Below are 25,330 nucleotides of genomic sequence, written 5' to 3'. Positions count from 1 at the left end.
AGCGGCGCTGACAGCGGCGTCGTCGTAGGACCTGCGCAAGCGTGCGCCCTGTGAGGCGCCACGCCGCTGCGCGCTAGGCAAGGATTCCCGCCGCGAGCAGCGGTGGAGAGAGACAAGAGAGGCCCCTGCGCGGCCGCGTCCTCACGGGACGCGCCCGGGGGTGGAGGAGCTGCATGTCGAACACGGAAAAGCCTGCCGGTGGAACCGGCGGGCAGGGTGTGGTTGCCGCGCGCCCTGAGCTGGCGGATCTGCCGGACAAGTTGCGGGTGCACGCGCTGGCGAAGCTGCTGGATGTCAGCAGCAAGGACGTGATGACGGCGCTGGCCGACCTCGGTGAGGTCGCCAGGAGCGCGCAGTCGAGCGTCAGCCGCGACGTCGCGCTGAAGGTCGCCGAGACCCTGGTGGACTGGGACGACGTCGTCACCGGCGAGGTCACCGAGGACTACGAGGCCCCAGCGGTCCCGGCGTTCGAGGCACCGGCGCTCGCGCCGATCTTCGCCGCGCCGAGCGCGGTGTTCCTGCCGCCGCAGCCGATCGAACGGCCCAAGGCGCAGGCGTCGCCGTTCGTCGTCGAGGAGGAGCCGGCTCAGGACGAGAAGTCCGTCGGCGAGATCGCCGCCGACGAGCTCGACGCCGCCGAGGCGGAGGCCGAGGCCGACGGGGACGACGAGAGCGACAGCCGTCGTCGTCGCCGCCGTGGCCGCCGTGGCCGTGGCCGCGGGAAGGGCACGGACGCCGAGACGGGCGAGGAGACCGACGAGGCTCCGGCCGAGGACGCCGAGGACGCGGCGGAGACCGAAGCCGCCGACGAGACCGAGGACGAGGGCGACGAGAGCTCGACCCGCCGTCGCCGCCGTCGCCGTCGCCGCAAGACCGGCGCGGACGAAGAGGTGCTGGCCGAGGACGACCCGCCGAACACGGTCGTGCACGTCCGCGAGTCCCGCGACGCGCGGGACGACAAGGCCGACTCCGAGGCCGCGCAGAGCGAGGTGCGCAGCATCCGCGGCTCGACGCGCCTCGAGGCCAAGCGCCAGCGCCGCCGTGACGGCCGCGAGGCCGGCCGCCGCCGTGCCCCGGTCCTGACCGAGGCCGAGTTCCTGGCCCGCCGCGAGGCCGTGGCCCGCACGATGGTCGTCCGCGAGCGCGGCGACCGCACGCAGATCGGCGTGCTGGAAGACGGCGTGCTGGTCGAGCACTTCGTCACGTCGTCGGGCTCCGGCTCGATCGTGGGCAACGTCTACCTCGGCCGCGTGCAGAACGTGCTGCCGAGCATGGAAGCCGCGTTCATCGACATCGGCCGCGGCCGCAACGCCGTGCTCTACGCCGGTGAGGTCGACTGGGACGCAGCCGGTCTCGAGGGCAAGTCCCGCAAGATCGAGCAGGCTCTGAGCAGCGGCGACTCCGTGCTCGTCCAGGTCACCAAGGACCCGGTCGGCCACAAGGGCGCCCGCCTCACCACCCAGATCAGCCTTCCCGGCCGCTTCCTGGTCTACGTGCCGGGCGGCGGTGCCACGGGCATCAGCCGCAAGCTGCCGGACAACGAGCGCAAGCGTCTCAAGGACATCCTGAAGAGGGTCGTCCCCGAGGACGCCGGCGTGATCATCCGCACCGCCTCGGAGGGCATCTCCGAGGAGGAGCTCGGCCGCGACGTCACGCGTCTGCAGGCCCAGTGGAAGGTCATCAAGGAGAAGTCCGAGAGCACCTCCACCAAGGCGCCGACGCTGCTCTACGAGGAGCCGGACCTGCTGGTGAAGGTCGTCCGCGACCTGTTCACCGAGGACTTCGCCCAGCTCGTCGTCCAGGGCGACGAGGCGTGGGACGTCATCGACGGCTACGTCCGCCACGTGGCGCCGGACCTGCAGGACCGCCTGAAGAAGCACGTCGGCAACAACGACGCGTTCGTCGAGTACCGCATCGACGAGCAGCTGATGAAGGCGCTCGACCGCAAGGTCTGGCTGCCGTCGGGTGGTTACCTGATCATCGACCGCACCGAGGCGATGACGGTCATCGACGTCAACACCGGCAAGTTCACCGGGTCGGGCGGCAACCTCGAGGAGACCGTCACCCGCAACAACCTGGAGTCGGCGGAGGAGATCGTCCGCCAGCTCCGGCTGCGCGACATCGGCGGCATCATCGTCATCGACTTCATCGACATGGTGCTCGAGTCGAACCGCGACCTGGTGCTGCGCCGCCTGACCGAGTGCCTCGGCCGCGACCGCACGCGTCACCAGGTCGCCGAGGTCACCTCGCTGGGTCTCGTGCAGATGACCCGCAAGCGGGTCGGCACCGGCCTGCTCGAGGCGTTCAGCCAGACGTGTGAACACTGCCGCGGCCGTGGCGTCGTCGTGTCCACCGAGCCGGTGCACTCGCACGGCGGTGGCAACGGTGGCGGCCAGCAGCAGCAGGCTCAGAGCGGTGGCCGCAAGTCGCGCCGCAACAAGGGTGGCGACCAGGCGGCCGAGACCACCGAGGTCGTCGAGGCGCCGGTCGAGGCACCGGTCGAGCCCGAGGTCGTCGAATCCGGTGAGCCGGAGGACACGTCCGAGGACGTGGTCGCCGCGGACCAGGAGCACGAGGGCCCCGGCCGTCGTCGCCGCCGCCGTCGTGGCCGCGACAAGGAGCCGCAGGCCGTCGTCGACGCGGTGGTGGTCGAGGAGCAGGCGCTCAACGGACACGTGCCGCACGAGGTCGCCGAGGACCCGGAGCCGGTCGAGGTCGACCCCGTGGTCGTCGCCGAGCCCGAGCCCGTGGTGATCGAGGAGGCGGCCGAGGAGCTCGTCGAGCCGGTCACCCCGGAACCCGTCGCCGAGCAGCCCCTGGTGACCGGACGCATCGGCGCCCAGCGGCCCGCGGTCGCCGAGCCCGTGCAGCAGCCCGCCGTGACGGGCCGCATCGGCGCTCAGCGGCCGGTAGCCGAGCCGGAGCCGGAGCAGGAGCCCGCAGCGGCCCCGGAGCCGGTCTCCACACCCGAACCCGCCGCAGCGGCCCCGGTGGCCCCTGTGGAGCCTCCTGCGGCCCGTCCGCGGCGTCGTGCGGCCAAGCGTGCCGCCGGTGCCCCCACGGCGGCCGAGGCGTCCCCGCCGGTGGTCGTCGAGGTGCCCAAGCAGCCCGAGGTCCAGTTGCCCCCGCCGGTGGTCACCACCACCCGCAGGCGTCGCGCCGTGTCGCGTCCCGCGGGCCCGCCGGTCCAGGAAGACTGACGCGCCAACGCTGTTCCCAAGCGGGGACCTTTCGTACTGCCAGCCGGTACGAAAGGTCCCCGCTTGCGTTGGCGAGGACTGCTGTGAGGGACCGCACAGCCTGCGGGAACGTGATCAGGGCACCCCGGTTTGCTCCTGCGGTACCCACTCCCGTAACCTTGTGAACGGCCCGCCATCCGACGGGTCCTGTCGTGTGCCTCCCCTGGTGCCTTTTGGTGGAAACACCTTCCCAGACTGGTTGGCGCATGGCCCGTCACCATCGAGTAGCAGGAGACTTCCGTCCTGATGTACGCGATCGTCAAGACCGGCGGCAAGCAGTACAAGGTCGCTGTCGGCGACATCGTCGAGGTCGAGAAGCTCGAGGGCGAGCCGGGCACCGAAATCTCCCTCCAGACGCTGCTCGTGGTCGACGGCACTGACGTCACCGCTGACGCGGCGGCTCTGGAGAAGTTCTCGGTGACCGGCAAGGTCGTCGAGCACACCAAGGGCCCGAAGATTCGCATCCACAAGTTCAAGAACAAGACCGGGTACCACAAGCGGCAGGGTCACCGTCAGAAGTTGACCCGTGTCGAGGTCACCGGCATCACCGGTAAGTGAGGACCTGACTTCTCATGGCACACAAAAAGGGTGCATCCAGTTCCCGCAACGGCCGTGACTCCAACCCCCAGTACCTGGGTGTGAAGAGGTTCGGCGGTCAGGTCGTCAAGGCCGGCGAGATCCTGATCCGCCAGCGCGGCACCAAGTTCCACCCCGGCGTCGGCGTCGGCATCGGCAAGGACGACACGCTGTTCGCCCTGCTGCCGGGTGCGGTGGAGTTCGGTATGAAGCGCGGTCGCAAGACCGTCAACATCGTTCCGGCCACGGTCTGAGGACCGTTCCGCGACGTAGTTAGACCTCTGCGAGGGGCGGGACCGGTCATCCGGCACCGCCCCTCGTTGCTTTGTTCAGACTTTTGAAGGGAAGTAGTTCCGTGGCCCGCTTCGTAGACCGGGTGGTGATCCACGCTGCCGCCGGCAACGGGGGCAACGGTTGTGCTTCAGTGCACCGCGAGAAGTTCAAGCCGCTCGGCGGCCCGGACGGCGGCAACGGAGGCAGTGGCGGCAACGTCATCCTCGTCGTCGACTCGCAGGTGCACACCCTGCTGGACTTCCACTTCCGCCCGCACGCCTCCGCCACCAGCGGCAAGGCGGGCGCGGGTGCGAACCGCGACGGCGCGAACGGCGAGGACCTGATCCTGCGCGTCCCGGACGGCACCGTCGTGCTGACCGAGTCCGGCGAGATCGTCGCGGACCTCGTCGGTGAGGGCACCCAGCTGATCGCCGCCGCCGGTGGCCGTGGTGGTCTCGGCAACGCCTCGCTCGCGTCGAAGGCTCGCAAGGCCCCCGGTTTCGCGTTGCTCGGTGAGCCGGGCGAGACGCGTGACCTGGTGCTGGAGCTCAAGTCCGTCGCGGACGTCGGCCTGCTCGGCTTCCCGTCGGCGGGCAAGTCGTCGCTGATCTCGGTGCTGTCCGCGGCCAAGCCGAAGATCGCCGACTACCCGTTCACGACGCTGGTCCCGAACCTCGGCGTGATCACCGCGGGCGAGACCATCTTCACGATGGCGGACGTCCCCGGCCTGATCCCCGGAGCGTCGCAGGGCAAGGGCCTCGGTCTCGAGTTCCTGCGCCACATCGAGCGCACCGCCGTTCTCGCGCACGTCGTCGACTGCGCCACGTACGAGCCGGGCCGCGACCCGATCGCGGACATCGACGCGCTGGAGAAGGAACTCGCGGAGTACACCCCGTCGCTGGGCGGCAACTTCGCCGACCGGCCGCGCGTGGTGATCCTCAACAAGGTCGACATCCCGGACGCCCAGGACCTGGCCGACATCGTCCGCCCGGAGATCGAGGCCCGCGGCCTGCCGGTCTTCGAGGTGTCGACCGTGTCCCGCAAGGGTCTGCGCGAGCTGACGTTCAAGCTGGCCGAGGTCGTGCGCGAGTACCGCGAGGCCCAGCCGAAGAAGGAATCGACCCGAATCGTGCTGCGGCCGACCGCCGTGGACGACGAGGGCTTCACCGTGACCGAGGACCCCTCGGTCGAGGGTGGCTTCATCGTGAAGGGCGAACGCCCGGAGCGCTGGATCCGCCAGACCGACTTCTCCAACGACGAAGCCGTCGGTTACCTCGCGGACCGCCTGAACAGGCTGGGCGTCGAGGACAAGCTCGTGAAGATGGGCGCTGTTCCCGGTTGCCAGGTCACCATCGGCGACCTGATCTTCGACTGGGAACCGACCACCCCGGCCGGCATCGCGATGACGATGACCGGACGTGGCACGGACGCCCGCCTCGAGCGCAACGACCGCATCGGCGCCCACGAGCGCAAGGCCCTCAAGAAGGCCCGCCGCGCGCCCGGAGAGCGCGGCGACGACTTCGACGAGGAGTAAATCCGTGACGGCCCCCGTGGTCTCACCGGCTCGAACCGCGATCGCCTCGGCGAACCGCATCGTGGTCAAGGTCGGTTCTTCCTCACTGACCACGGCGGAGGGTGGCCTCGATCCGGCGCGTCTCGACGCGCTGGTCGACGCCCTCGCCGCCCGTGCCGCGGCGGGCAGCCAGGTCGTGCTGGTGTCGTCCGGTGCGATCGCCGCCGGTCTGGCGCCGTTGAAGCTGTCCCGGCGCCCGCGTGACCTCGCCACCCAGCAGGCCGCGGCGAGCGTCGGCCAGCTGACGTTGGCGCACGCGTACGCGAACTCGTTCGGTCGTTACTCGCTGACCGTCGGCCAGGTCCTGCTGACCGCCGACGACGTGGTCCGCCGAGCCCACTACCGCAACGCCCAGCGGACGTTCTCGCGGTTGCTGGCGCTGGGCGCCGTGCCGGTGGTGAACGAGAACGACACCGTTGCCACCGAAGAGATCCGCTTCGGCGACAACGACCGCCTCGCCGCTCTGGTCGCCCACCTCGTCGGCGCCGACGCGTTGTTCCTGCTGTCCGACGTGGACGCCCTCTACTCGGGCGACCCCCGCAAGCCGGGAGCCGTCCGCATCTCCGAGGTGGCCTCGGCGTCCGATGTGGACGGTGTGCAGGCCGGCACCGCCGGCGCGTCCGGACTGGGAACCGGCGGCATGGCCTCGAAACTCGCCGCGGCGCGGCTGGCGTCCTCCGCGGGTATCCCGGTGCTGCTGACCGGCGCCACCGAAGCACACCGCGCCCTGGCCTCCGCCGACGTCGGCACCGCGTTCGCCGCCACGGGTTCGCGCCTCACCGCGCGCCGCTTCTGGCTCGGCTACGCCACCGACGCGAACGGCCGCCTCCACCTCGACGACGGCGCGGTGGCCGCGGTCGTCGGCCGCCGCCGTTCGCTGCTGGCGGCGGGCATCACCGGCGTCGACGGCGACTTCGAGGCGGGCGACGTCGTGGAGCTGGTCAGCCTCGCGGGCGAGGTCGTGGCCCGCGGCGTGGCCGGTTACGACTCCGCCGAGCTGCCGTCGTTGATCGGCCGCAAGACCCACGACCTGCCGGAGGAACAGCGCCGCGAGGTCGTGCACGCGGACGATCTGGTGCCGCTGGCTAGGTGAGCTCCACGCCCTTCGTCTCCGGCAGCGTGAGGACCACCAGGAACGTGATCACGGCGGCGATCGCGACGTACCAGAAGAACACGGTCCCGCCCACGGCCTGGATGACCAGCGGCGCGGTGCCGCCGAACACCGCGACCGTCAGGTTGTACCAGGCGCCGATGCCGAGCCCGCGCAGTTCAGTCGGGAACAGCTCGCTCATGATCGCGGGCGCGATCGACGTGAGCGCCGTGTACAGCCCGAGCCCCACGGCGAACACGACCACCAGGTTCGCCAGACCGGGTTTGACCAGCGTCGACAACGGCACGACCAGCAACGCCATCGCCGCCGACCACACGAGCATCTGCGGCTTGCGCCCGTAACGGTCCGCCATCCACCCCATCGGGTACTGCAGCGCGATGAACACCACCGTGCCGATCGACAGCGCCAGGAACACGTCGATGTCGTTGGCGCCCTTGGTCTTCACCGCGAACGGCGTCAGTGCGGAGAAGAACGTGTAGAAGCTCAGCGTCGACAGCAGCGTGATGCCGATGAGCTGCCCGACGGCCTTCGGGTGTTCCTTGAGCGTCATCATCAACGGGTTGCGCAGGCTTTCGGCCTTGGCCTTGTTCTCCTCGAACTGCTCGGTCTCCTTCAGTTCCCGGCGCAGCCACAACCCGATCAGGCCGAGCACGCCACCGATCAGGAACGGCACGCGCCAGCCGTAGGAGGCCATCGCGGCCTTGTCGAGGTTGCGCGACAGGAAGAACCCGAGCAGCGACGCGATCAGCACCGCCGCGCCGGTCGAGATGTAGAAGAACGACGAGTACCGCCCGCGGTGGGTGGCGGGCGCGATCTCCGCCAGGTACGCCGACGCGTTCGAGACTTCCCCGCCCAGGGCCATGCCCTGCGCGATGCGAGCGAGTACCAGGAGCGCCGGTGAGAGCCAGCCGACCTGCTCGAACGTCGGCAGCAGACCGATCATGACCGAGCCACCCGACATCAGCACGATCGTCAGCAGCATCGCCGTGCGGCGGCCTTTGAGGTCCGCGAACCGCCCCAGCAGATACCCGCCGAGCGGGCGGAAGAAGAAGGCGAGCGCGAACGTCGCGAACGTGCTCAGCAGCGCGGCGGCCTCGTTGCCCGCGGGGAAGATCTGCGTGGCGAAGTAGATGCTGAACGCCGTGTAGATGCCCCAGTCGTACCACTCGACGGCGTTGCCGGCCGACGAGGCGACAAGCGTGCGCACGGGCAGTCGATGCGTCTCCGAAGTAACCGCCATAGACGCACCCAATCACATACAGTGCTCGAAGCGAATATCCACTCGTCGTCGATACTCGTCGGCATGCGTTCATTGAGCTTGGTGACGTTGGTGGTCCGCGACTACGACGAGGCGATCCGCTTCTACGTGGAAGGACTCGGGTTCACGCTGGTCGAGGATATCCCGCAGGGGCACAAGCGCTGGGTGGTGGTGTCGGCGGGCGAGGGCGCGTCCCTGCTGCTGGCTCAGGCCGACTCGGATCGCCAGGCCGCACGAGTCGGCGACCAGACCGGCGGCCGCGTCGGGTTCTTCCTGCACACCGACGACTTCGACCGCGACCACACCCGCATGACCGAGTTCGGGGTGCGGTTCCTCGAAACGCCGCGCGACGAGGTCTACGGTCGCGTGGCCGTGTTCGAGGACCTCTACGGCAACCGCTGGGACCTGCTTCAGCCCGCCCGCGCCTGACCAGGCGACACCCCGACGATCCGCTTGAACGCCCGGCTGAACGCGGCCTCCGACTCGTACCCGAGGCCGCGCGCGATCTCGCTGACCGTGCTGTCGCGGTCTTTGAGCCGGTTCATGGCCACGTGCATGCGCCATCGCGTGACGTAACGCATCGCCGGTTCGCCGACGAGTTCGGTGAACCGCGCCGCGAACGCCGAGCGGGACATCGCGCTGTGGTGCGCGAGCCGTTCGACCGTCCACGGTTGCGCGGGATCGCGGTGGATCAACGCCAGCGCCTGCCCGATCTGCTTGTCCTGCAACGCTCCCAGCCAACCGGTGCGCGCCGCGGGATCGGTGGCGAGCCACGAGCGGATCGTCTGGATCACCAGCACGTCCGCGAGCCTCGTGATGACCGCTTCGCCGCCGGGGTGCAGGTTCCGCGCTTCGACGGCCATGAGGTCGATCGTGGCGCGCATGTGGTCGGCGCGCCGCACGTACAGCACGTGCGGCAACATGTCGATGAGATGCTTCGCGGCCGGGTGGTCGAAGCGCACCGCGCCACACACAAGATGTGTCACGGCTCCACCGCCGCCATGCCGCAGAATCGCGTAGTTCTCCGTCTCGAACGTGTGCGGCAACGTCGTGACGACCGGCGACTCCGCCTCGCCGTGGAAGAGCCGGTGGCGCTGTCCGCCGGGGACGAGCAGCACGTCGCCGGGTTCGAGCGAGGTGACCTCACCGTCGACCTCGACGTCGCAGCGACCGCTGGTGAGCACGTGGAACCACAGGCAGTCCGCCATGTCGGGCATCGTCGCGCCCCACGGCTCGGTGAGCTCGTTGCGGCAGTAGAAGGTGCCGGACATCCTCAACAAGTGCAGTGCTTCGCCCAGCGCGTCGGTCATGGCGTTGATTCTGGACGAACGAGCAAGACCGCGCGATGAATTGGCATTGAGAGTCCGCCTGATTCCGGCCAGAGTTACCGGCATGGGGACAATCACGCTGATCACGGTCGCTGCCACCGGTCTGCTGGCCGGCCTGTTCTTCGCCTTCTCCGTCGCCGTCATGCCGGGCCTCGCGGACCTGCCGCCCGAGCACGCCCGCGGTGCCATGCGCCGGATCAACGTGCGCATCCAGAACCCGGTGTTCCTGCTGCTGTTCGTCGGCACCGTGGTCCTGAGCGCCGTCGAGGTCTTCCAGGGCCGGGTCGTCGGCGGCCTGCTCTACATCGTCGGCTGCTTCGTGCTGACGATGGTCGTCAACGTGCCGATGAACAACCGTCTCGAGCAGACGGACGACGCCTACTGGCCCGAGTACCTGAGCAAGTGGACGATCTGGAACCACGTGCGCGCCGTCGCGTGCCTCGCCTCGGCGGTCATCCTGCTGCTCGGATTCTGAGGCCGTGCTTGGGACGCATCGCGGCGAGACCGGTCGGCGTGATGCGCTGGGGGAGCAGTTCCGGCTTCGGCCGCTGCAGCAACGCTTTCAGCATCACCGACAGCTCCGTCGTCGCGAGCCCCGCGCCGATGCAGCGGTGCGGACCACCGCCGAACGGCAGGAACTCGTGCGGTGCCGGCTTGCGCTCCCACCGGTCGGGGTCGAACCGCAGCGGGTCCGGCCACACCTCGGCCAGCCGATGCGTGACGTACGGGCTGTACAGCAGGAACGTGCCCTGCTTGATTTTCTTCCCGGCGAACTCGAACGACTGCGCCGCCACCCGTGCCGAGACCACCGCCGGGGGATACAACCTGAGCGTCTCGTTGACGACGTTGCCCAGGTACTCGTCGTCCTCGCTGGCGCGCTCCCACACGCCGTTGTGCCGCAACAGGTTGAACACCGCCCACGCCATGGCGCCGCTGGTCGTCTCGTACCCGGCCGCGATCAGCGTGACGATCTGGTCGCGCACCTCCAGGTCGCTCAGCCCGTCGCCCTGCACGAGAGAGGTGAGCACGTCACCGGCCGTCTTGCCTTGACGCGTCTCCTCAATCGCCTGGTACACCCGCGCGTCCACGGCCCTGCGCGCCCTCATCGCGTCGCGCCAGGCAGGCGCCTTCAGCGTCCTGAGCACCTTGACGACCGCCGGGTTGCGGTCGATCAGGTTGATCAGCACCTGCAGGTGAGCGCCGAAGAAGTCCGAGTCCCGAGCCAGCTCCTCCCCGAACAACGCGTGGATGGTGCTGCGCCGGATCGCCCTCCGGAACTCCTGGTAGGCGTCGACGACCTCGCCCGGCCGCCACGCGTCCAGCGCCGCCTCCGCGTTGGCCCACATCACCGGCACGTAACCCGCGATCTGTCGGTGCGCCAACGCGGGCTGCACGAACCGCCGCCGGCGCTTGTGGTCCTCGCCGTCGCTGACGATCAACGACGTAGGCCCGTCCACCGGCACCAACGACTGGAACGCGCGCTCCACCTCGAACAGCTCGGAGTGGGCGAACAGGAACTGGTTGGCCTCGGGCCCGAGCAGGTACGTGTACGGACCCACCCGCACCACCGGCCCGAACCGCCGGTACAGGCCGGACAGCAGGTCGGCCTGCCGGAACCGCACGACGTCCGGAGTCATGGCGACGACAGTGCCACACCGCGCCGGAGAAGCGCCCCGGCTTACGTCAGTTCGTCACCGCCAGCGCGAACGGCAGTACCGCGGACACCCCCTCCTTCCTGAGCATCCGAGCTGCCACCGTCATCGTCCACCCGGTGTCGATGTGGTCGTCCACCAGCAGAACCGGACCGTCCACACCGGACAGGTCCGGAGTCTCGCCCGACCGCACCAGCCCGGCCAGCCGCTGCGCGCTGTTGGCCCGGTGCGTCGACTCCCCGAGCCAGACCGTGCCCAGGAGCGGCAGCCGGCCGATGGATGCGATCTTCTGGCCGAAGCTGCCGACCAGCTGCGGGCGCCTGCGCGACCCGACCGTCACCACGCCGACAGGGCGTTCGTCCCAGCCCCAGGCCGAGAGCACCTTCACGCAGGCCGCGAAGACGTCGTCCGGGATCTCGCGGTCGCTCCCGTCGGCGAGCAGGTCGCGCAGGCGGTTGCCCCACCCGATGTCGGTCAGCCTGCCGAGCGCCCTGCCCGTCGCCGCCACCTCGGCCGCGGGGATCTTGCCGGACAGCGGGACGCCGATCGCGCCCATGCCCGTCGGCCACATCTTGCGCGGCGCCACGTCCAGGCCGGGGCGCAGCAGCCGTTCGCGGGCCGCTTCCGCCGCCACCTCGGACACCTCGACCGACAGGCGTTCGCCCGTGCAGTTGTCGCAGCGGCCGCACTCGTGCGAAGTCGGGTCGTCGAGCTGGTCCTGCAGAAACTTCATCCGGCACGAACCGGTGCGGAGATAGTCGACCATCACCTGCTGTTCGGCCTTGCGCGCTTCCGCGATGCGCGCGTACCGCTCGCCGTCGTACTCCCACGGCCGGCCCGTCGACTCCCAGCCGCCCTTCACGCGCCGGACCGCGCCGTCGACGTCCAGCACCTTCAGCACCACCTCCAGCCTGCCGCGCGACAGCTCGACCATCGGCTCCAGCGCCGCCGTCGAGAGCGGCCTGCCCGCACCGTCGAGCGCGGACAGCACCTGGCGCACCACCACCTCGGGCGGGAACGCCAGCGACGTGAAGTACGCCCAGATGTCGCGATCCTCGTGGCCTGGCAGCAGGACCACCTCGGCCCGTTCGACACCACGGCCTGCCCGGCCGATCTGCTGGTAGTACGCGATCGGGGACGACGGGGCGCCCACGTGCACCACGAAGCCCAGATCCGGCTTGTCGAACCCCATGCCGAGGGCGGAGGTGGCGACGAGTGCCTTGACCCTGTTGCCGAGGAGGTCCTCCTCGGCGCGTTCGCGTTCGGCGGGCTCGGTCTTGCCTGAGTAGGCCGCCACCGCGAAGCCACGCGAGGCGAGGAACGCCGCGATGTCGTCCGCCGCCGCGACCGTGAGGGTGTAGATGATCCCGGAGCCGGGCATGCGGTCGAGCTGTTCCGCGAGCCACCCGAGGCGGGACTCGGCCGTGGGCAGCAGGGCGACCGACAGGCGCAGGCTGTCGCGGTCCAGCGGGCCGCGCAGCACCAGGGTGCCCTCGTCGGCGCCGAGCCCGAGCTGCTCGGTGACGTCGTGGACCACCCTGTTATTGGCCGTGGCCGTCGTCGCCAGCACCGGCACGCCCGGTGGCAGCTCCGTCAGCAACGTCCGCAGCCTGCGGTAGTCCGGCCGGAAGTCGTGTCCCCAGTCCGAGATGCAGTGCGCCTCGTCGACGACGAGCATGCCCGCCGACGCCGTCAGCGACGGGAGCACCGAGTCGCGGAAATCAGGGTTGTTCAGCCGTTCCGGACTCACCAGGAGCACGTCGACCTCGCCGGCTGCGACCTGCTGCTGCACGGCGTCCCACTCGCCGGGGTTCGCCGAGTTGATCGTCACCGCGTGTACACCCGCCCGCGCCGCGGCGTCGATCTGGTTGCGCATCAGCGCGAGCAATGGCGACACGATGACCGTGGGGCCCTCACCGAGCTGACGCAGCAACGCCGTCGCGATGAAGTACACGGCCGACTTGCCCCAGCCCGTGCGCTGGACGACGAGAGCTCTGCGGCGCTGGGCCACGAGCGTGTGGATCGCGGTCCACTGGTCCTCGCGCAGCACGGCCTGCGGGCCCGCCAGTGCCCGGAGCCGTTCCTCCGCCAGTTCTCGCAGTGCGATGTCGTCCATGGGGAGCAAGCTTGCCAGCCTGTGTTTGTCGGCCGCTGCTCCGCAGCGGCGGCGAGTTCGCCGGGAAGTCGGTCGTCCAGCCACCGGTTCGGGCCGAATCGCCTTCGGCGGTTGACCTGAACCGGTGGCCGGACGACCGACGCGAACTCGCACGATCGGTCGTGGTCGTGGAAGCAAGCTTGCCAGGCGGGTCTGACAATTGTGATTGTCGCTGGTCGTAAGCTGTGCAGCGTGACTGATGACCTGCGCGACCAGGTGCACGCAGCAGCCCGCCGCGCCCGCGTCGCCGCCGACGAACTCGTCCTCGCCACCCGTGAGCGCAAGGACGCCGCGCTTCTCGAGATGGCCGCCGCGCTCCGCCGGCGCGCGCCGGAGATCATCGAGGCCAACGCGAAGGACCTCGAAGCAGGCAGGGCAGCGGGTCTCCCGGAGGGCATCCTCGACCGCCTCGCGCTCGACGAGACCCGCATCGAAGGCGTGGCCAAGGGCCTCGAAACCGTTGCCGGGCAGAACGACCCGGTCGGTCAGGTGCTCAACGGCGGCATCCTCCCGAACGGCCTCGAGCTCAAGCAGGTCCGCGTCCCGATGGGCGTCGTCGGCATGGTCTACGAGGCCCGCCCGAACGTCACGGTCGACGCCGCCGGGCTCGCGCTGAAGTCGGGCAACGCCGCGCTGCTGCGGGGCTCCTCGACCGCCGAGCACTCCAACACCACGCTCGTCGCCGTCCTGCGCGACGCACTCGAAAGCGTGAACTTGCCGGCCGACTGCGTGCAGCTCCTGCCGTGCCACGACCGCGCGTCCGTCACGCACCTCATCACCGCGCGCGGCCTGGTGGACCTGGTGATCCCGCGCGGTGGCGCCGGCCTGATCAACGCCGTCGTCGAGCAGGCCACGGTTCCCACGATCGAGACCGGCGTCGGCAACTGCCACGTCTACGTGGACGCCCACGCCGACCTCGACATGGCCGAGGCGATCGTCCTCAACGCCAAGACACGACGCACGAGCGTGTGCAACGCGGCGGAGTCACTCCTGGTGCACAAGGACGTCGCGGCGGATTTCGTCCCGCGCATCACCAAGGCGTTGCAGCAGGAGAGCGTCACGATCCACGGCGACGAGCAGTTCGCCCAGCAGCCGGACGTCGTCACGGCGACCGACGACGACTGGGGCACCGAGTACCTGAGCCTCGACATCGCGGCCAAGGTCGTCGACTCGCTGGACGAGGCGGTGCAGCACATCGCGACCTACGGCTCCGGCCACAGCGAGGCCATCGTCACGAACGACGTCGCGGCAGCACGCAAGTTCACGACCCGCGTGGACGCGGCGGCGGTGTTCGTCAACGCCTCCACGGCCTTCACCGACGGCGCCGAGTTCGGCATGGGTGCGGAGATCGGCATCTCCACGCAGAAGCTGCACGCCCGCGGTCCGATGGGACTGTCCGAGCTGACGTCGTCTAAATGGGTCGTGTGGGGCGAAGGACACACACGCCCGAAGGCGTAGCTCTACGTTCGGAGACATGGCTCCCACCTACCCGTTCTCCGAAACCGACGGCCTGACCCTCGATCCGACCTACGAACGTCTACGGCGTGAAGAGCCCGTCACGCGCGTGACGTATCCGTACGGCGGCGAGGGTTGGCTTGTCACGTCCTACGAAGAGACGAAGTTCGTCCTGGGTGACCCAAGGTTCAGCCGTGCGCGGACGGTCGGCCGGGACGTGCCGAGGATGCAGCCCCTCATCGCACCGGGCGGGTCGATCCTCACGCACGACGGCGCGGACCACGCACGCATGCGCCGGCTGGTCTCCAAGGCGTTCACGGTGCGCCGGATCGAGGAGCTGCGGCCGCGCGCGCAGCAGATCACCGACGAGCTGCTCGACCGCCTGGACAACCCCGGTGACCTGGTCGAGGGCTTCACCATGCCGTTCCCGATCACGATCATCTGCGAGCTGCTCGGGGTGCCGTTCGAGGACCGCGACGAGTTCCGCATGTGGTCGAACCAGGTGCTGTCCACGGTCGGCGGTTACACGCCTGAAGAGGCGATGCACGGCATGATGAAGCTGCACGCCTACTTCACCGAACTTGTGGCGAAGCGCCGTGCACATCCCACGGACGATCTGATGGGCGCACTGGTCGTCGCACGGGACAACGACGACCGGCTGACCGAAGACGAGCTCGTCCGGTTCGGCATCACGTTGCTGGTCGCAGGACACGAGACGACGGCGAACATGCTCGCGAACAGCGTCGTCACGTTGTTCGAGCACCCGGACGCCGTGGAACGCCTGCGGGAGAACCCGGAGACGCTGCCGAACGCGATCGAGGAGCTGCTGAGGTTCATCCCATTGGGTAGTGGTGCCGGCTTCACGCGCATCGCGACCGAGGACGTCCAGGTCGGCAACGCGCTGGTCAAGGAGGGCGACGCCGTACTGGTGGTGGTGTCGTCGGCGAACCACGACGAGTCGGTGTACCCCGGCGGCGCGGAGCTGGACCTGGAGCGCGAGGTCGGCCAGCACCTGCAGTTCGGGCACGGCATCCACTTCTGCCTCGGCTCGCAGCTCGCGCGGATGGAACTGCACGTCGCCCTGGGCACCCTGCTGCGCCGGATGCCCGGTCTGCGGCTCGCGGAACCCGTCGAGTTCCGCAAGGGTTCGCTGGTCAGGGGCCCGTTGAGGCTCGTCGTCGCCTGGTGAGAAAAATCTTGGGCCAGTCGCGTCATGGGGGAGCGGTCCCCGCGTTCCTCCAGTGCGCGCGGCTCTGCTTCGGGGTGGGCCGCGACCCGAACGGCCCGTCCTCCCCCTGGGCCGTGCGGTGTGATCAGCACGACCGGCGCTGGGCCATGGGAGCGGCCCGGCGCCGGTCTACGCTGTTTCGATGCGCATCGGCGTCATGGGTGGCACGTTCGACCCCATCCACCACGGCCACCTCGTGGCCGCCAGCGAGGTGCAGTCCAGGTTCGACCTGGACCGCGTGATCTTCGTGCCGACGGGTCAGCCCTGGCAGAAGGCGTCGCGGGAGGTCTCCCCCGCCGAGGACCGCTATCTGATGACGGTCATCGCCACCGCGTCCAACCCCCGGTTCTCGGTCAGCAGGGTCGACATCGACCGCGAGGGCCCCACGTACACGGTGGACACGCTCACCGACCTCTCGAAGCAGCACCCGGACGCCGACCTGTTCTTCATCACCGGCGCCGACGCGCTGGAGCAGATCCTGTCGTGGAAGCGCGCGGCGGACGCGTTCGACCTCGCCCACTTCATCGGTGTCACCCGTCCGGGCTACGTGCTGAACGACCACCACCTGCCGCCGGGGTCCGTCTCGCTCGTCGAGGTCCCGGCCATGGCGATCTCGTCCACGGGGTGTCGTGCCAGGACCGCGTCGGGTCAGCCTGTGTGGTACCTGGTTCCGGACGGGGTGGTCCAGTACATCGCGAAAACGGGCCTGTACTCCGAGTCGTGACCACGTTCGAGTGGATTTTGCGTGCATCCGAGCGCGCGGGGAGCAACAATCAGCGGGTTGTTGCTGGTTCGTGGAAGGCAAGACTTTGGCTACAGGCACCGTGAAGTGGTTCAACGCCGAGAAGGGTTTCGGCTTCATCGCCCCCGACGACGGCTCGGCTGACGTCTTCGTGCACTACTCGGAGATCCAGTCCAAGGGGTTCCGTTCGCTCGAAGAGAACCAGAAGGTCGAGTTCGAGGTCGGTCAGGGCCAGAAGGGGCCGCAGGCCCAGCAGGTCCGCCCGCTCTAAGCTTCGGCACCGGTGAAGGCCACCTCAGGGCGCTGAGGTGGCCTTCGTCATGCGTGGGCGCGAAGTACCCGTTGGCGTGCGCCGGTACCCTCAGTAACTCGTGTGGGCGTATCGACGCCCGCCGGAAGTCAGAGGAGTGACGTGGCAGCCACCGACGAGGCACGACGGCTGGCGCTGGTCGCGGCGAACGCAGCGGCCGACAAGAAGGCGCACGACGTGACGGTGCTCGACGTCTCCGACCAGCTCGTGATCACGGACGTGTTCGTGATCGCGTCCGCTCCCAACGAGCGGCAGGTCGGCGCGATCGTCGACAACATCGAGGAGAAGCTGCGGGAGGCCGGCACGAAGCCGGTGCGCCGCGAAGGGGCCCGTGAGGGCCGGTGGGTGCTGCTGGACTTCGTCGACGTCGTGGTGCACGTGCAGCACGTCGAGGAGCGCAGCTTCTACGGCCTGGAGCGGCTGTGGAAGGACTGCCCGCGCATCGAGTTCGAAGCGGACGTCCCCGCCGAGTCCACGGCTGAATGAGGTAGCTGATGGCCCTGAGCCGGCTCGTGCTGTGGCGGCACGGTGAGACCGACTACAACGCGACAGGTCGTCTGCAGGGTCATCTGGACTCGGCGCTCACCGAGACCGGCTTGAACCAGGCCAGGTTCGCCGTGCCGGTGCTCGCCGGGTTCGAACCGGAGATCGTCGTCGCCTCCGACCTGCAACGCGCGCGTGACACCGCGCGGGTGTTCACCACGTCCGCGGACGTGCCGTTGCGGATCGACGAGCGGCTGCGCGAGACCCACCTGGGCAAGTGGCAGGGCCTGACCACCGCCGAGGTGGAGCGGGAGTGGCCGGGCGCCGTCACGGTGTGGCGCACCGACCCGACCTACACGCCGCCGGACGGTGAGTCGCGCGTCGAGGTGGCGGAGCGGGCGATCCAGGTCGTGCGGGACGTCGACGCGGAGTTCTCCGAGACCGTGCTGCTGTGTGCGCACGGTGGCCTGATCAGCGCGTTGACCGGGCGGTTGCTCGACCTGCCGGTGGAGAACTGGTCGCAGCTCGGCGGCATCTCGAACTGCCACTGGACCGTGTTCACCCGGCGCAACGACCGGTGGCGGCTGTCGTCGTACAACGCGGGCACCACGCGTTGAGACTGCTGGTCCTCGGCGACTCGCTGTCGTTCTTCGGGCCGTCGGGGCCGTTGCCCGCTGATCACCCGCGGCTGTGGCACAACATCTGTGCCGCCGAGCTGGGTGGTTCGGCGGAGCTGGCGGCCGGGTTCGGGTGGACGGCCAGGGACGCCTGGTGGGCGTTGACCGGGGACCCGCGGATCTGGTCGTTGCTGCCCCGCACGGACGTGCTGGTGTTCGCGGTGGGCAGCATGGACACGTTGCCCTCGCCGTTGCCCACGTACCTGCGTGAGGGGCTGCGTTATGTGCGGCCGGACTGGCTGCGGCGGTGGGTGCGTGCGCGCTATCAGGAGCTTCAACCGCGGTTGGCGCCTTACACGCGCGCGTCTCTGCCTCCCGCGCTGACCGCGCGGTACCTGCGGGACATGCTGCAGTCGGTCCGCAATCTCCAGTACACGATGCCGGCGGTCGGGATCGTGCCGTCGGTGCACCGGGCGGAAACCTACGCCTATGCGCATCAGGGCCACGCGGCTGCGGTCGCGGCTGTGCGTGGCTGGGCCGCGGGTGCGGGAGTGCCGCTGCTGGACCTGCCTGCCGTGATCGGGGAGCACGTGCGGTCCGGTGCCGGTAATCCGGACGGGATGCATTGGGGCTGGGAGGGCCATGAGCTCGTGGGCAAGGCGATGGCGGAGTTGATCTCTTCGCCCGGCGTCATCTCGTCCGTGGCGTTGAGTCCCTCGGAGGAGTGAGCCCCGTAGGCTCGTCGCTCGTGCGCATCTCCATCGTCACCGACTCCACGGCATATCTGCCCGAGGGGTTCGCGAAGCGCCATTCGATCACCGTGGTGCCGTTGCACGTGGCGGTGGACGGTGCCGGCCGCCTCGACGGTGTCGACTTCGGTCCGTCCGAACTGGCCGGTGCCCTCGCCGAGCACCGCCGGGTGACCACGTCGCGTCCGACGCCTGGCGAGATGGCCGCCGTGTACCGGGATGTGCTGTCGTCGTCGGATGCGGTCGTGTCCGTGCATCTCTCTCGTGAGCTCTCCGGGACGTGGGAGGCCGCACGGCTTGCCGCCGAAGAGGTCGGTTCTTCGCGCGTTCGCGTGGTCGACTCGCGCTCGACGGGCATGGGGCTCGGTTTCTCGGTGTTGCGCGCGTGCGCGGCCGTTGCGGCCGGGTGCTCGCACACCGAGGTGGAGGAAGCGGCCACCTCCGCCGCTCAGCAGACGCGGATGTTCTTCTGCCTCGAGACGCTGGAGCACCTGCGCCGGGGCGGGCGGATCGGCACGGCGGCGGCGCTGGTGGGGACCGCGCTGGCCGTGAAACCGTTGCTGCACATGGACGACGGCCGGATCGTGCCACTGGAGAAGGTGCGCACGATGGGCCGTGCCGTTGGCCGCCTGGTCGACCTGGCGGCCGCCGCGGCGGGGGACGGCCCCGTCGGTCTGGCCGTGCACCACCTCGCCGCTCCCGAACGCGCCGCCGAACTGGCGACCCGCCTGGACGAACGGCTGCCCGGCTCGACGGGATGCGTGATCTCGGAGGTGGGCGCGGTGATCGGCGCGCACACGGGCCCAGGGGTGCTGGGTGTCGTGGCGCTGCCGGGAGGACCCGACAGTCTCCCATAGACCCCCGACAATTCCCCGTTCCCGAGGCGCGAGTGATCGCGACCTGTCCACAACCCGCGAGTAATCCACAGCCACGGAGTTCACCCCACCTCCCCACCCACCCCGCTCCGTAACGTCACTCGCATGTTCCCCCGCTCCCACCCGGACACCCTCCCGAACGAACGCCTGGCCGCCCTGGCGGACAAGGTGAGAGCCGACCCGACCCTGGTGTACGCACGATCAGAGGACTCGGACGAACACGGCCCGCCCCGTCGCCGCTTCCACCTGCCCCGCCTCCCTCGCCGAGGCCTGCTGGCCCTGGGCGTGGCCGTGGCGTGCGCCGTGATCGGCCTGGGCAGCTGGTGGCGGAGCCCCGACGCCGAACCCGCCCCGGACCTCGCGCTGGTGAGCACCTCGGCCCCCGCCCCCGAACTGGTCGTGAACGTGATCGGCGAGGTCGCGTCCCCAGGCCTGGTGACGGCACCGTCGGGCGCCCGCGTGGCCGACGCCATCCGCCTGGCCGGCGGCACGAAGCCCGGCACCGACCTGCACAACCTGAACCTGGCCCGCAAACTCACCGACGGCGAACAGATAGCGGTGGGCATCCCACCCCCAGCGGTCGCCCCGGCAGGCGCCGTCCCGTCCAAGCTGAACCTGAACGCCGCCACCGCCACCGAACTGGACGCCCTGCCCGGCGTGGGCCCGGTGACGGCCCAGCGCATAGTCGACCACCGCAACCGCAAAGGCCCCTTCGCCTCGGTCGACCAACTCCGCGAGGTCGAAGGCATCGGCGACTCGAAGCTCGCCAAACTCGCCGACCTGGTCCACACATGACCCTCACCGCCACGGTCCTGGCCCTCTACCACCACGTCAGGGCGCAGTTCCACCTCCTGACCCGCCCCGCACCCCTCACACCCCTCGACCACACCCGCCCGTCACGCCCACTGACCATCGCCTTCCCCCTCCACCACCCCACAACGGCCCGCCGCGCCGGCCGCCCGCTAGCCGCAGTAATCCGCCACCTGCTGGCGGCCTTCCCACCGCACCCGCTTCGGCTGGCCCCGCTTCCGCCGAACCCGGCCTCCCTCCCACTGGACCCAGCCCCACTGCTGCCACGGAACCCAGCCCCGCCGCCTTCACTGTCGCCGGCCAACCCAGTCCCGCCGCCCCCACTCCCGCCACCGAACCCAGCCCCACCCACCCCTCCCGCTCCGGCGAAGCCGCCCTGCCGCCTCTGCGCGGCAACGGTCCGCCCCTGATTTCCTGCCGCTCCACCGGCGAACAGTCCTCCCGGCTCACCTCACCCATCACCTGTGCGGTGACCGTCCAGAGCGAACCTGCTGCCGCTCAGCGCAGAACCCAGCCGCCAGCTCCGGCCAGTCCGAGTCACGTGGTCCGGTCGGCGTCGCTCGCCACGCGGTCCGAGCCGTGATTCGTCGCCCGATCCGCCACCCCCACTCACGCCCGGCAAGCCCGGCCCCGCCGGGCATCCCTCCCTACCCACCAACCGGAGAAAGCCATGCCGTCCGTCCGCATCACCCGCCAGTCCCGCATCGAGACCGCCTGGCACCACCCGACCGGCAGCCGCCCGCTCATCCAGCCGCAAGCGCTTCCCCACCGCGGCCCAGCCCCACGCCCCAGACTTCCCCGCCCCCGCCAAGGAAGCCCCACCCGTGACCCCAAACCTCCGACCGACCAACGGAGGCACCGGTGGTCCGCAAACACCAGATAACGAACGACTACCGCCTCGTCCCAGCCGCAGCCGCGGTGTGGACGACCGCCATCGCCGGCCTCTTCCTGAGCTGGCAGGCGGCAGTCATCACCGGCCTGGCCGCCGGCGCCATCGGCTTGGCCGCGTGGCGGAGAGCGTGGTGGACCCGCACCTGCGCGATCGCCCTGTTGATCTCCGGACCGGTGGCCGCGGCCTGGGTCGGCGGCCACGTCCTGCGAGCCGAGACCCACCCGCTTCGCCTGGCCGCCAACGAAGGGCGCGGCACCACCCTGGTCGTCGAGCTCACCACCAGGCCGAAGGGCATCAGGGCCGCGGGCTTCGGCGGTCACCAGGCAGGCGTCGACAACGTGGTGATCAGGGCAACGGCAAGCGGCGCCCAGCTCGTGCTGCTGGCACCGGCGGACAAGTGGCGGGATCTGTTGCCAGGTCAGGAGGTCACGGTCAAAGGCACGCTCGCCCCGCCGAGAGGTGGCGACCTGGCGTCGGCGTTGCTGAGAGTCAGAGGGCCGCCGATCGACCCGCGGTCGCCACCGGCCTGGCAGACCTGGGCCGACGAGCACCGTGATGGTCTGCGACGAGCGAGTGCGGTCCTCGGCGACGAGGAGGCCGGGTTGCTGCCGGCGCTCGTGGTCGGCGACACCGAGCAGATGGTGCCGCGCGTCGTCGAGGAGTTCCGGACTGCGGGCCTTGCCCATCTGCTCGCCGTGAGTGGCGCGAACCTCGCCATCGTGTGCGGTGCGGTCTACCTGCTGACAAGGCGGTTCGGGCCACGCAAAGCCGCAGTGGCGGCGATGGTGGCGCTCCTGGGGTTCGTGGTGCTCGCCGGGCCTGAGCCCAGCGTGCTCAGGGCCGCGGTCATGGGAGCTGTCGTGTTGCTGGCGTTGGTGCTGGGACGGGAACGGTCCGCGGTGCCGAGTCTCGCGGCCGCGGTGCTCGTCCTGGTGATGCACGATCCGGCGCTGGGCGGTGATCCCGGGTTCGCGTTGTCCGTGGTGGCGACGGCGGCGTTGGTGCTCGTTGCGCCGAGGTGGGCGCGGGCGCTCAAACGCCGTGGCGTGCCGAACGGGTTGGCCGAAGCGATTGTCGTGCCGATGGCGGCGAGTCTGGCCACGGCTCCGCTGGTGGCGGGGTTGTCCGGGCAGGTGAGCCTGGTTTCGGTGGTGGCCAACCTGGTCGCCGGGCCGGTGGTCGCGCCGGCGACGGTGCTGGGTGTCGTCGCGGCGGTCGTGGCGCCGCTCTCGTCCACGGCGGCCGAGGTGGTGACCCGCGTGGCCGGTCCCGCGGTGACGTGGCTGGTCCAGGTCGGACGGCAGGCGGCCGCCGTGCCCGGTGCGGCGGTCGGCTGGCCTGACGGCTGGGTCGGGGCGATCGCTCTGACCGTCGTCACCGCCGTGGTGGTGTTGTTGCTGTGGCTCAAGAAGACGCGGACGTTGGTCGTCGCGGTGCTCGTCGGCGGGTTCGTGGTGCTGGTGCCGCTCAGGGTCGTGGCGCCGGTCTGGCCGCCGGACGGGTGGAAGGTCCACAGCTGTGACGTGGGGCAGGGCGATGCGCTGGTCCTCGCCACGGACGACGCCGAGACCGCGGTGCTCGTCGACACCGGGCCTGACCCCGGCGCGGTGGATCGGTGCCTGAAGACGTTGGGGGTCAAGAGGATTCCGCTGGTGGTGCTGACGCATCTGCACGCGGACCACGTCGGCGGCCTGGAGGCCGTGCTCACCGGGCGTGCGGTGGGTGCGATCGCGGTCGGGCCGCTCAAAGAGCCCGCGTGGGCGTGGAGGGAGGTCAGCAGGCAAGCCCGTGCCCGCAACGTGCGGGTCGTGGAACCGAAGGCGGGCGAGCGGTTCGCCCTGCCCGGACTGGAGATGGAGGTGATGGGACCGCGGCGGCCGCCGGTCGCCGAGGACGGGAACACGACGGTGAACGACTACTCGCTCGTGCTCAAGGCACACACGAGGGCAGGCCGGGTGTTGCTCACCGGTGACGTCGAACTGGCCGGCCAGGCGGCGTTGCTGGGGGAGCGGGACCTCGCCGCCGAGGTGCTCAAGGTGCCGCACCACGGGTCGCGGTACTCGCTGCCCGCGTTCCTCAAGGCCGTGCGGCCACGGGTGGCGCTGGTGAGTGTCGGCACGGGCAACAGGTACGGGCACCCGAGTCCGCACGTGATCGACGTGTTGCGGGCGGGCGGTGCGTTGGTGTTGCGCACGGACAAGGACGGAGACCTGGCTGTGTTGCCGGGGAACCGAGTCGTACGAAGGAGAAGAGATGGTCTGGATCAGGTTGTTCAACGCGCGCTACCCGATTCCCGGTGGCACGCCAGGACTCGCGTGGGCGCTGTGGCAGATGAACTACTCGGCGACGCCGTGGCCGCACGACGAACTCAAACCCGATTTCGGTTACTACATCTGCGAAACGCTCGAAGACGGCACACGCGCCGTCACCTACAGGGCGACGGCCACGCACGTGCTGCCGCCCACCAAGACCGCGAAACCGGAGGAGGCCTACGACCTTGTCGCGGAGCACGTGTTCGACGGCGGCCTGCGGATCGCGCCTCACGTCTGGCACAGCTACCACTACAACGGGCTCAAAGCGGAAGCCCCGTGGCCGCAGCGGGTGGTGGCGTGGCGGGCGGACGTCGAACGGGTCGGGCCGCACGTGGTGGACGGCCTGCAGCGCTTCCCGCGGACATCCTGGCTGAAGACGGACGGGATCTCCATGTGAGCCAGGGAGATCCCGTCCGGGAGGAGGTGGTTAACCCAGTGCCTTGATGACGGCTTCCGCGGACGGCGGGACCGTCGCGCGCGGGCCGATCGTGTCGCCGAGCGCGTCGAGGGTCTTGAGGCCGTCGCCGGTGATCAGCAGCACGGTCTCGGCGTCCGGGTCGAGCTGGCCCGACTCGATCAGCTTCTTCGCCGTCGCCACGGTCACGCCGCCGGCGGTCTCGGCGAAGATGCCCTCGGTGCGGGCGAGCAGCTTGATGCCCTCGACGACCTCTTCGTCGGTCACGTCCTCGATGGCGCCGTTGGTGCGGCGCACCGCGTCGAGCACGTACGGGCCGTCGGCCGGGGCACCGATCGCCAGTGAGCGGGCGATCGTGTCCGGGCGGACCGGGCGGATGACGTCGTGGCCCGCCTTGAAGGCGGCGGAGATCGGGGAGCAGCCGGTGGCCTGCGCGCCGAACACCTTGTACGGGGTGGCTTCGACCAGGTCGAGCTGGCCGAGCTCGCGGAAGGCCTTGTCGACCTTGGTGAGCTGCGAGCCGGACGCGATCGGCACGACGATCTGGTCGGGCAGGCGCCAGCCGAGCTGCTCGGCGACCTCGTAGCCGAGGGTCTTCGAGCCTTCCGCGTAGTACGGGCGGACGTTGACGTTCACGAACGCCCAGTCTTCGTTCTCCGCGGCGAGCTCCTGGGCGAGGCGGTTCACGTCGTCGTAGTTGCCGTCGACGGCGATCAGCGCGCCTTCGTAGACGGCGCTCATCAGGATCTTGGCGCGCTCGAGATTGGAGGGGACGAGAACGACCGACTTCCAGCCGGCACGGGCGGCGGCCGCGGCGACGGCGTTCGCCAGGTTGCCGGTGGACGGGCAGGCCAGCACCTTGAAGCCCAGCTCACGGGCTGCGGCCAGCGCGACGCCGACCACGCGGTCCTTGAACGAGTGGGTGGGGTTGCCGGTGTCGTCCTTCACCCAGATCTTGCGGACGCCCAGGGCCTTGGCGAGGTTGTGCGCCTCGACCAGGCGGGTGCCGCCGGGATCGGTGTTCGGGTGCTGTTCCACAGTGGACGGAACGGGAAGGAGGCCGCGGTAGCGCCAGATCGACCTGGGGCCGGCTTCGATGTCCTCGCGCCGGATCTTGCCGAAGTCGTAGGCCACTTCCAGCGGCCCGAAACACTCCAGACAGGCGTACTCAGGAGCGAGAGGAGTCTCATTTCCGCACTCCCGACACAGCAGTGCGCGGGCGGGGCCGAGGTCGAACTTGGTGCTCGTGGGCACAGAGACAGCAGTCATCGCGAGGT

At 70.0% G+C, this 25,330-nt stretch carries 22 protein-coding genes; 17 read left to right on the top strand and 5 right to left on the bottom strand.

Annotated features, from left to right (window positions below):
• The first annotated feature begins 173 nt into the window (after window positions 1–173).
• The 5 genes from ACRSBM_RS31465 (at window position 174) to proB (ending at window position 6,754) form a co-directional block, all read left to right on the top strand.
• On the top strand, window positions 174–3,200 hold the full coding sequence (locus ACRSBM_RS31465) for a translation initiation factor IF-2 N-terminal domain-containing protein (protein ID WP_434448900.1): 3,027 nt from the start codon (window positions 174–176) through the stop codon (window positions 3,198–3,200).
• A gap of 285 nt (window positions 3,201–3,485) precedes the next feature.
• The gene (gene rplU, locus ACRSBM_RS31460; protein WP_030468121.1) at window positions 3,486–3,797 is read left to right on the top strand and encodes a 50S ribosomal protein L21; all 312 of its coding nucleotides are present in this window, start codon (window positions 3,486–3,488) and stop codon (window positions 3,795–3,797) included.
• A 14-nt stretch (window positions 3,798–3,811) separates the two neighbouring features.
• On the top strand, window positions 3,812–4,069 hold the full coding sequence (gene rpmA, locus ACRSBM_RS31455) for a 50S ribosomal protein L27 (protein WP_434448898.1): 258 nt from the start codon (window positions 3,812–3,814) through the stop codon (window positions 4,067–4,069).
• Between the two features lie 101 nt (window positions 4,070–4,170).
• The gene (obgE, locus tag ACRSBM_RS31450) at window positions 4,171–5,622 is read left to right on the top strand and encodes a GTPase ObgE (RefSeq protein WP_434448896.1); all 1,452 of its coding nucleotides are present in this window, start codon (window positions 4,171–4,173) and stop codon (window positions 5,620–5,622) included.
• A 4-nt stretch (window positions 5,623–5,626) separates the two neighbouring features.
• Complete coding sequence (gene proB / locus ACRSBM_RS31445) at window positions 5,627–6,754, top strand: glutamate 5-kinase (protein WP_434448894.1); 1,128 nt, start codon at window positions 5,627–5,629, stop codon at window positions 6,752–6,754.
• Here proB and ACRSBM_RS31440 read toward each other — a convergent pair.
• Window positions 6,747–8,012, bottom strand: coding sequence for an MFS transporter (locus ACRSBM_RS31440; RefSeq protein WP_434448892.1), 1,266 nt, complete (start codon window positions 8,010–8,012; stop codon window positions 6,747–6,749). The two genes, proB and ACRSBM_RS31440, sit on opposite strands and share 8 nt — an antisense overlap.
• Window positions 8,013–8,075: 63 nt before the next feature.
• Between ACRSBM_RS31440 and ACRSBM_RS31435 the strand changes: the two genes are divergently transcribed.
• Window positions 8,076–8,459 (top strand): VOC family protein, encoded by a 384-nt coding sequence (locus tag ACRSBM_RS31435; protein WP_434448891.1) that lies wholly within the window; start codon window positions 8,076–8,078, stop codon window positions 8,457–8,459.
• Here ACRSBM_RS31435 and ACRSBM_RS31430 read toward each other — a convergent pair.
• Window positions 8,441–9,340 carry an AraC family transcriptional regulator gene (locus tag ACRSBM_RS31430; protein ID WP_434448889.1) on the bottom strand — a complete coding sequence of 300 codons (900 nt, stop codon included), beginning with the start codon at window positions 9,338–9,340 and terminating at the stop codon, window positions 8,441–8,443. The two genes, ACRSBM_RS31435 and ACRSBM_RS31430, sit on opposite strands and share 19 nt — an antisense overlap.
• A gap of 82 nt (window positions 9,341–9,422) precedes the next feature.
• Between ACRSBM_RS31430 and ACRSBM_RS31425 the strand changes: the two genes are divergently transcribed.
• Entirely contained in the window at window positions 9,423–9,833 is a 411-nt protein-coding gene (locus ACRSBM_RS31425) for a DUF1772 domain-containing protein (RefSeq protein ID WP_434448887.1), read from the top strand.
• Here the strand turns inward: ACRSBM_RS31425 and ACRSBM_RS31420 are convergent.
• Both ACRSBM_RS31420 and ACRSBM_RS31415 read right to left on the bottom strand, forming a co-directional pair.
• Window positions 9,811–10,995: a cytochrome P450 gene (locus tag ACRSBM_RS31420; protein WP_434448885.1), complete on the bottom strand. Its 1,185-nt coding sequence runs from the start codon at window positions 10,993–10,995 to the stop codon at window positions 9,811–9,813. The two genes, ACRSBM_RS31425 and ACRSBM_RS31420, sit on opposite strands and share 23 nt — an antisense overlap.
• Window positions 10,996–11,041: 46 nt before the next feature.
• Window positions 11,042–13,126 (bottom strand): RecQ family ATP-dependent DNA helicase, encoded by a 2,085-nt coding sequence (locus ACRSBM_RS31415; protein ID WP_434448883.1) that lies wholly within the window; start codon window positions 13,124–13,126, stop codon window positions 11,042–11,044.
• Window positions 13,127–13,324: 198 nt separating this feature from the next.
• Here ACRSBM_RS31415 and ACRSBM_RS31410 point away from each other — a divergent pair, with 198 nt between their 5' ends.
• From ACRSBM_RS31410 to ACRSBM_RS31365, 10 genes are all read left to right on the top strand, one after another.
• A complete protein-coding gene (locus tag ACRSBM_RS31410) occupies window positions 13,325–14,623 on the top strand; it encodes a glutamate-5-semialdehyde dehydrogenase (protein WP_434453288.1) in 1,299 nt (432 codons plus the stop codon).
• A 16-nt stretch (window positions 14,624–14,639) separates the two neighbouring features.
• On the top strand, window positions 14,640–15,809 hold the full coding sequence (locus tag ACRSBM_RS31405) for a cytochrome P450 (RefSeq protein ID WP_434448881.1): 1,170 nt from the start codon (window positions 14,640–14,642) through the stop codon (window positions 15,807–15,809).
• Window positions 15,810–15,990: 181 nt separating this feature from the next.
• The gene (gene nadD, locus ACRSBM_RS31400; RefSeq protein WP_434448879.1) at window positions 15,991–16,572 is read left to right on the top strand and encodes a nicotinate-nucleotide adenylyltransferase; all 582 of its coding nucleotides are present in this window, start codon (window positions 15,991–15,993) and stop codon (window positions 16,570–16,572) included.
• A gap of 85 nt (window positions 16,573–16,657) precedes the next feature.
• Entirely contained in the window at window positions 16,658–16,861 is a 204-nt protein-coding gene (gene cspE / locus ACRSBM_RS31395) for a transcription antiterminator/RNA stability regulator CspE (protein ID WP_030468099.1), read from the top strand.
• Between the two features lie 141 nt (window positions 16,862–17,002).
• Window positions 17,003–17,386 (top strand): ribosome silencing factor, encoded by a 384-nt coding sequence (gene rsfS, locus ACRSBM_RS31390; protein ID WP_053735595.1) that lies wholly within the window; start codon window positions 17,003–17,005, stop codon window positions 17,384–17,386.
• Window positions 17,387–17,394: 8 nt separating this feature from the next.
• Window positions 17,395–18,000: a histidine phosphatase family protein gene (locus tag ACRSBM_RS31385; protein ID WP_434448874.1), complete on the top strand. Its 606-nt coding sequence runs from the start codon at window positions 17,395–17,397 to the stop codon at window positions 17,998–18,000.
• A complete protein-coding gene (gene octT / locus ACRSBM_RS31380) occupies window positions 17,997–18,728 on the top strand; it encodes a diglucosylglycerate octanoyltransferase (protein WP_434448872.1) in 732 nt (243 codons plus the stop codon). The genes ACRSBM_RS31385 and octT overlap by 4 nt, the downstream gene beginning before the upstream one ends.
• 20 nt (window positions 18,729–18,748) lie before the next feature.
• Complete coding sequence (locus tag ACRSBM_RS31375; RefSeq protein WP_434448870.1) at window positions 18,749–19,606, top strand: DegV family protein; 858 nt, start codon at window positions 18,749–18,751, stop codon at window positions 19,604–19,606.
• A gap of 123 nt (window positions 19,607–19,729) precedes the next feature.
• Window positions 19,730–20,419: a helix-hairpin-helix domain-containing protein gene (locus ACRSBM_RS31370; RefSeq protein WP_434448869.1), complete on the top strand. Its 690-nt coding sequence runs from the start codon at window positions 19,730–19,732 to the stop codon at window positions 20,417–20,419.
• A gap of 876 nt (window positions 20,420–21,295) precedes the next feature.
• The gene (locus ACRSBM_RS31365) at window positions 21,296–24,082 is read left to right on the top strand and encodes a DNA internalization-related competence protein ComEC/Rec2 (RefSeq protein WP_434448867.1); all 2,787 of its coding nucleotides are present in this window, start codon (window positions 21,296–21,298) and stop codon (window positions 24,080–24,082) included.
• On the opposite strand, the gene thrC is transcribed toward ACRSBM_RS31365, so the two are convergent.
• Entirely contained in the window at window positions 24,066–25,322 is a 1,257-nt protein-coding gene (thrC, locus tag ACRSBM_RS31360) for a threonine synthase (RefSeq protein ID WP_434448865.1), read from the bottom strand. The genes ACRSBM_RS31365 and thrC overlap by 17 nt on opposite strands.
• Window positions 25,323–25,330 lie beyond the last annotated feature (8 nt).

This window comes from Lentzea xerophila, assembly GCF_051094245.1.
Classification (GTDB): Bacteria; Actinomycetota; Actinomycetes; order Mycobacteriales; family Pseudonocardiaceae; genus Lentzea; species Lentzea xerophila.
Note: the sequence above shows the minus strand (reverse complement) of the source record. Positions and strands in the feature narration are given on the sequence as shown.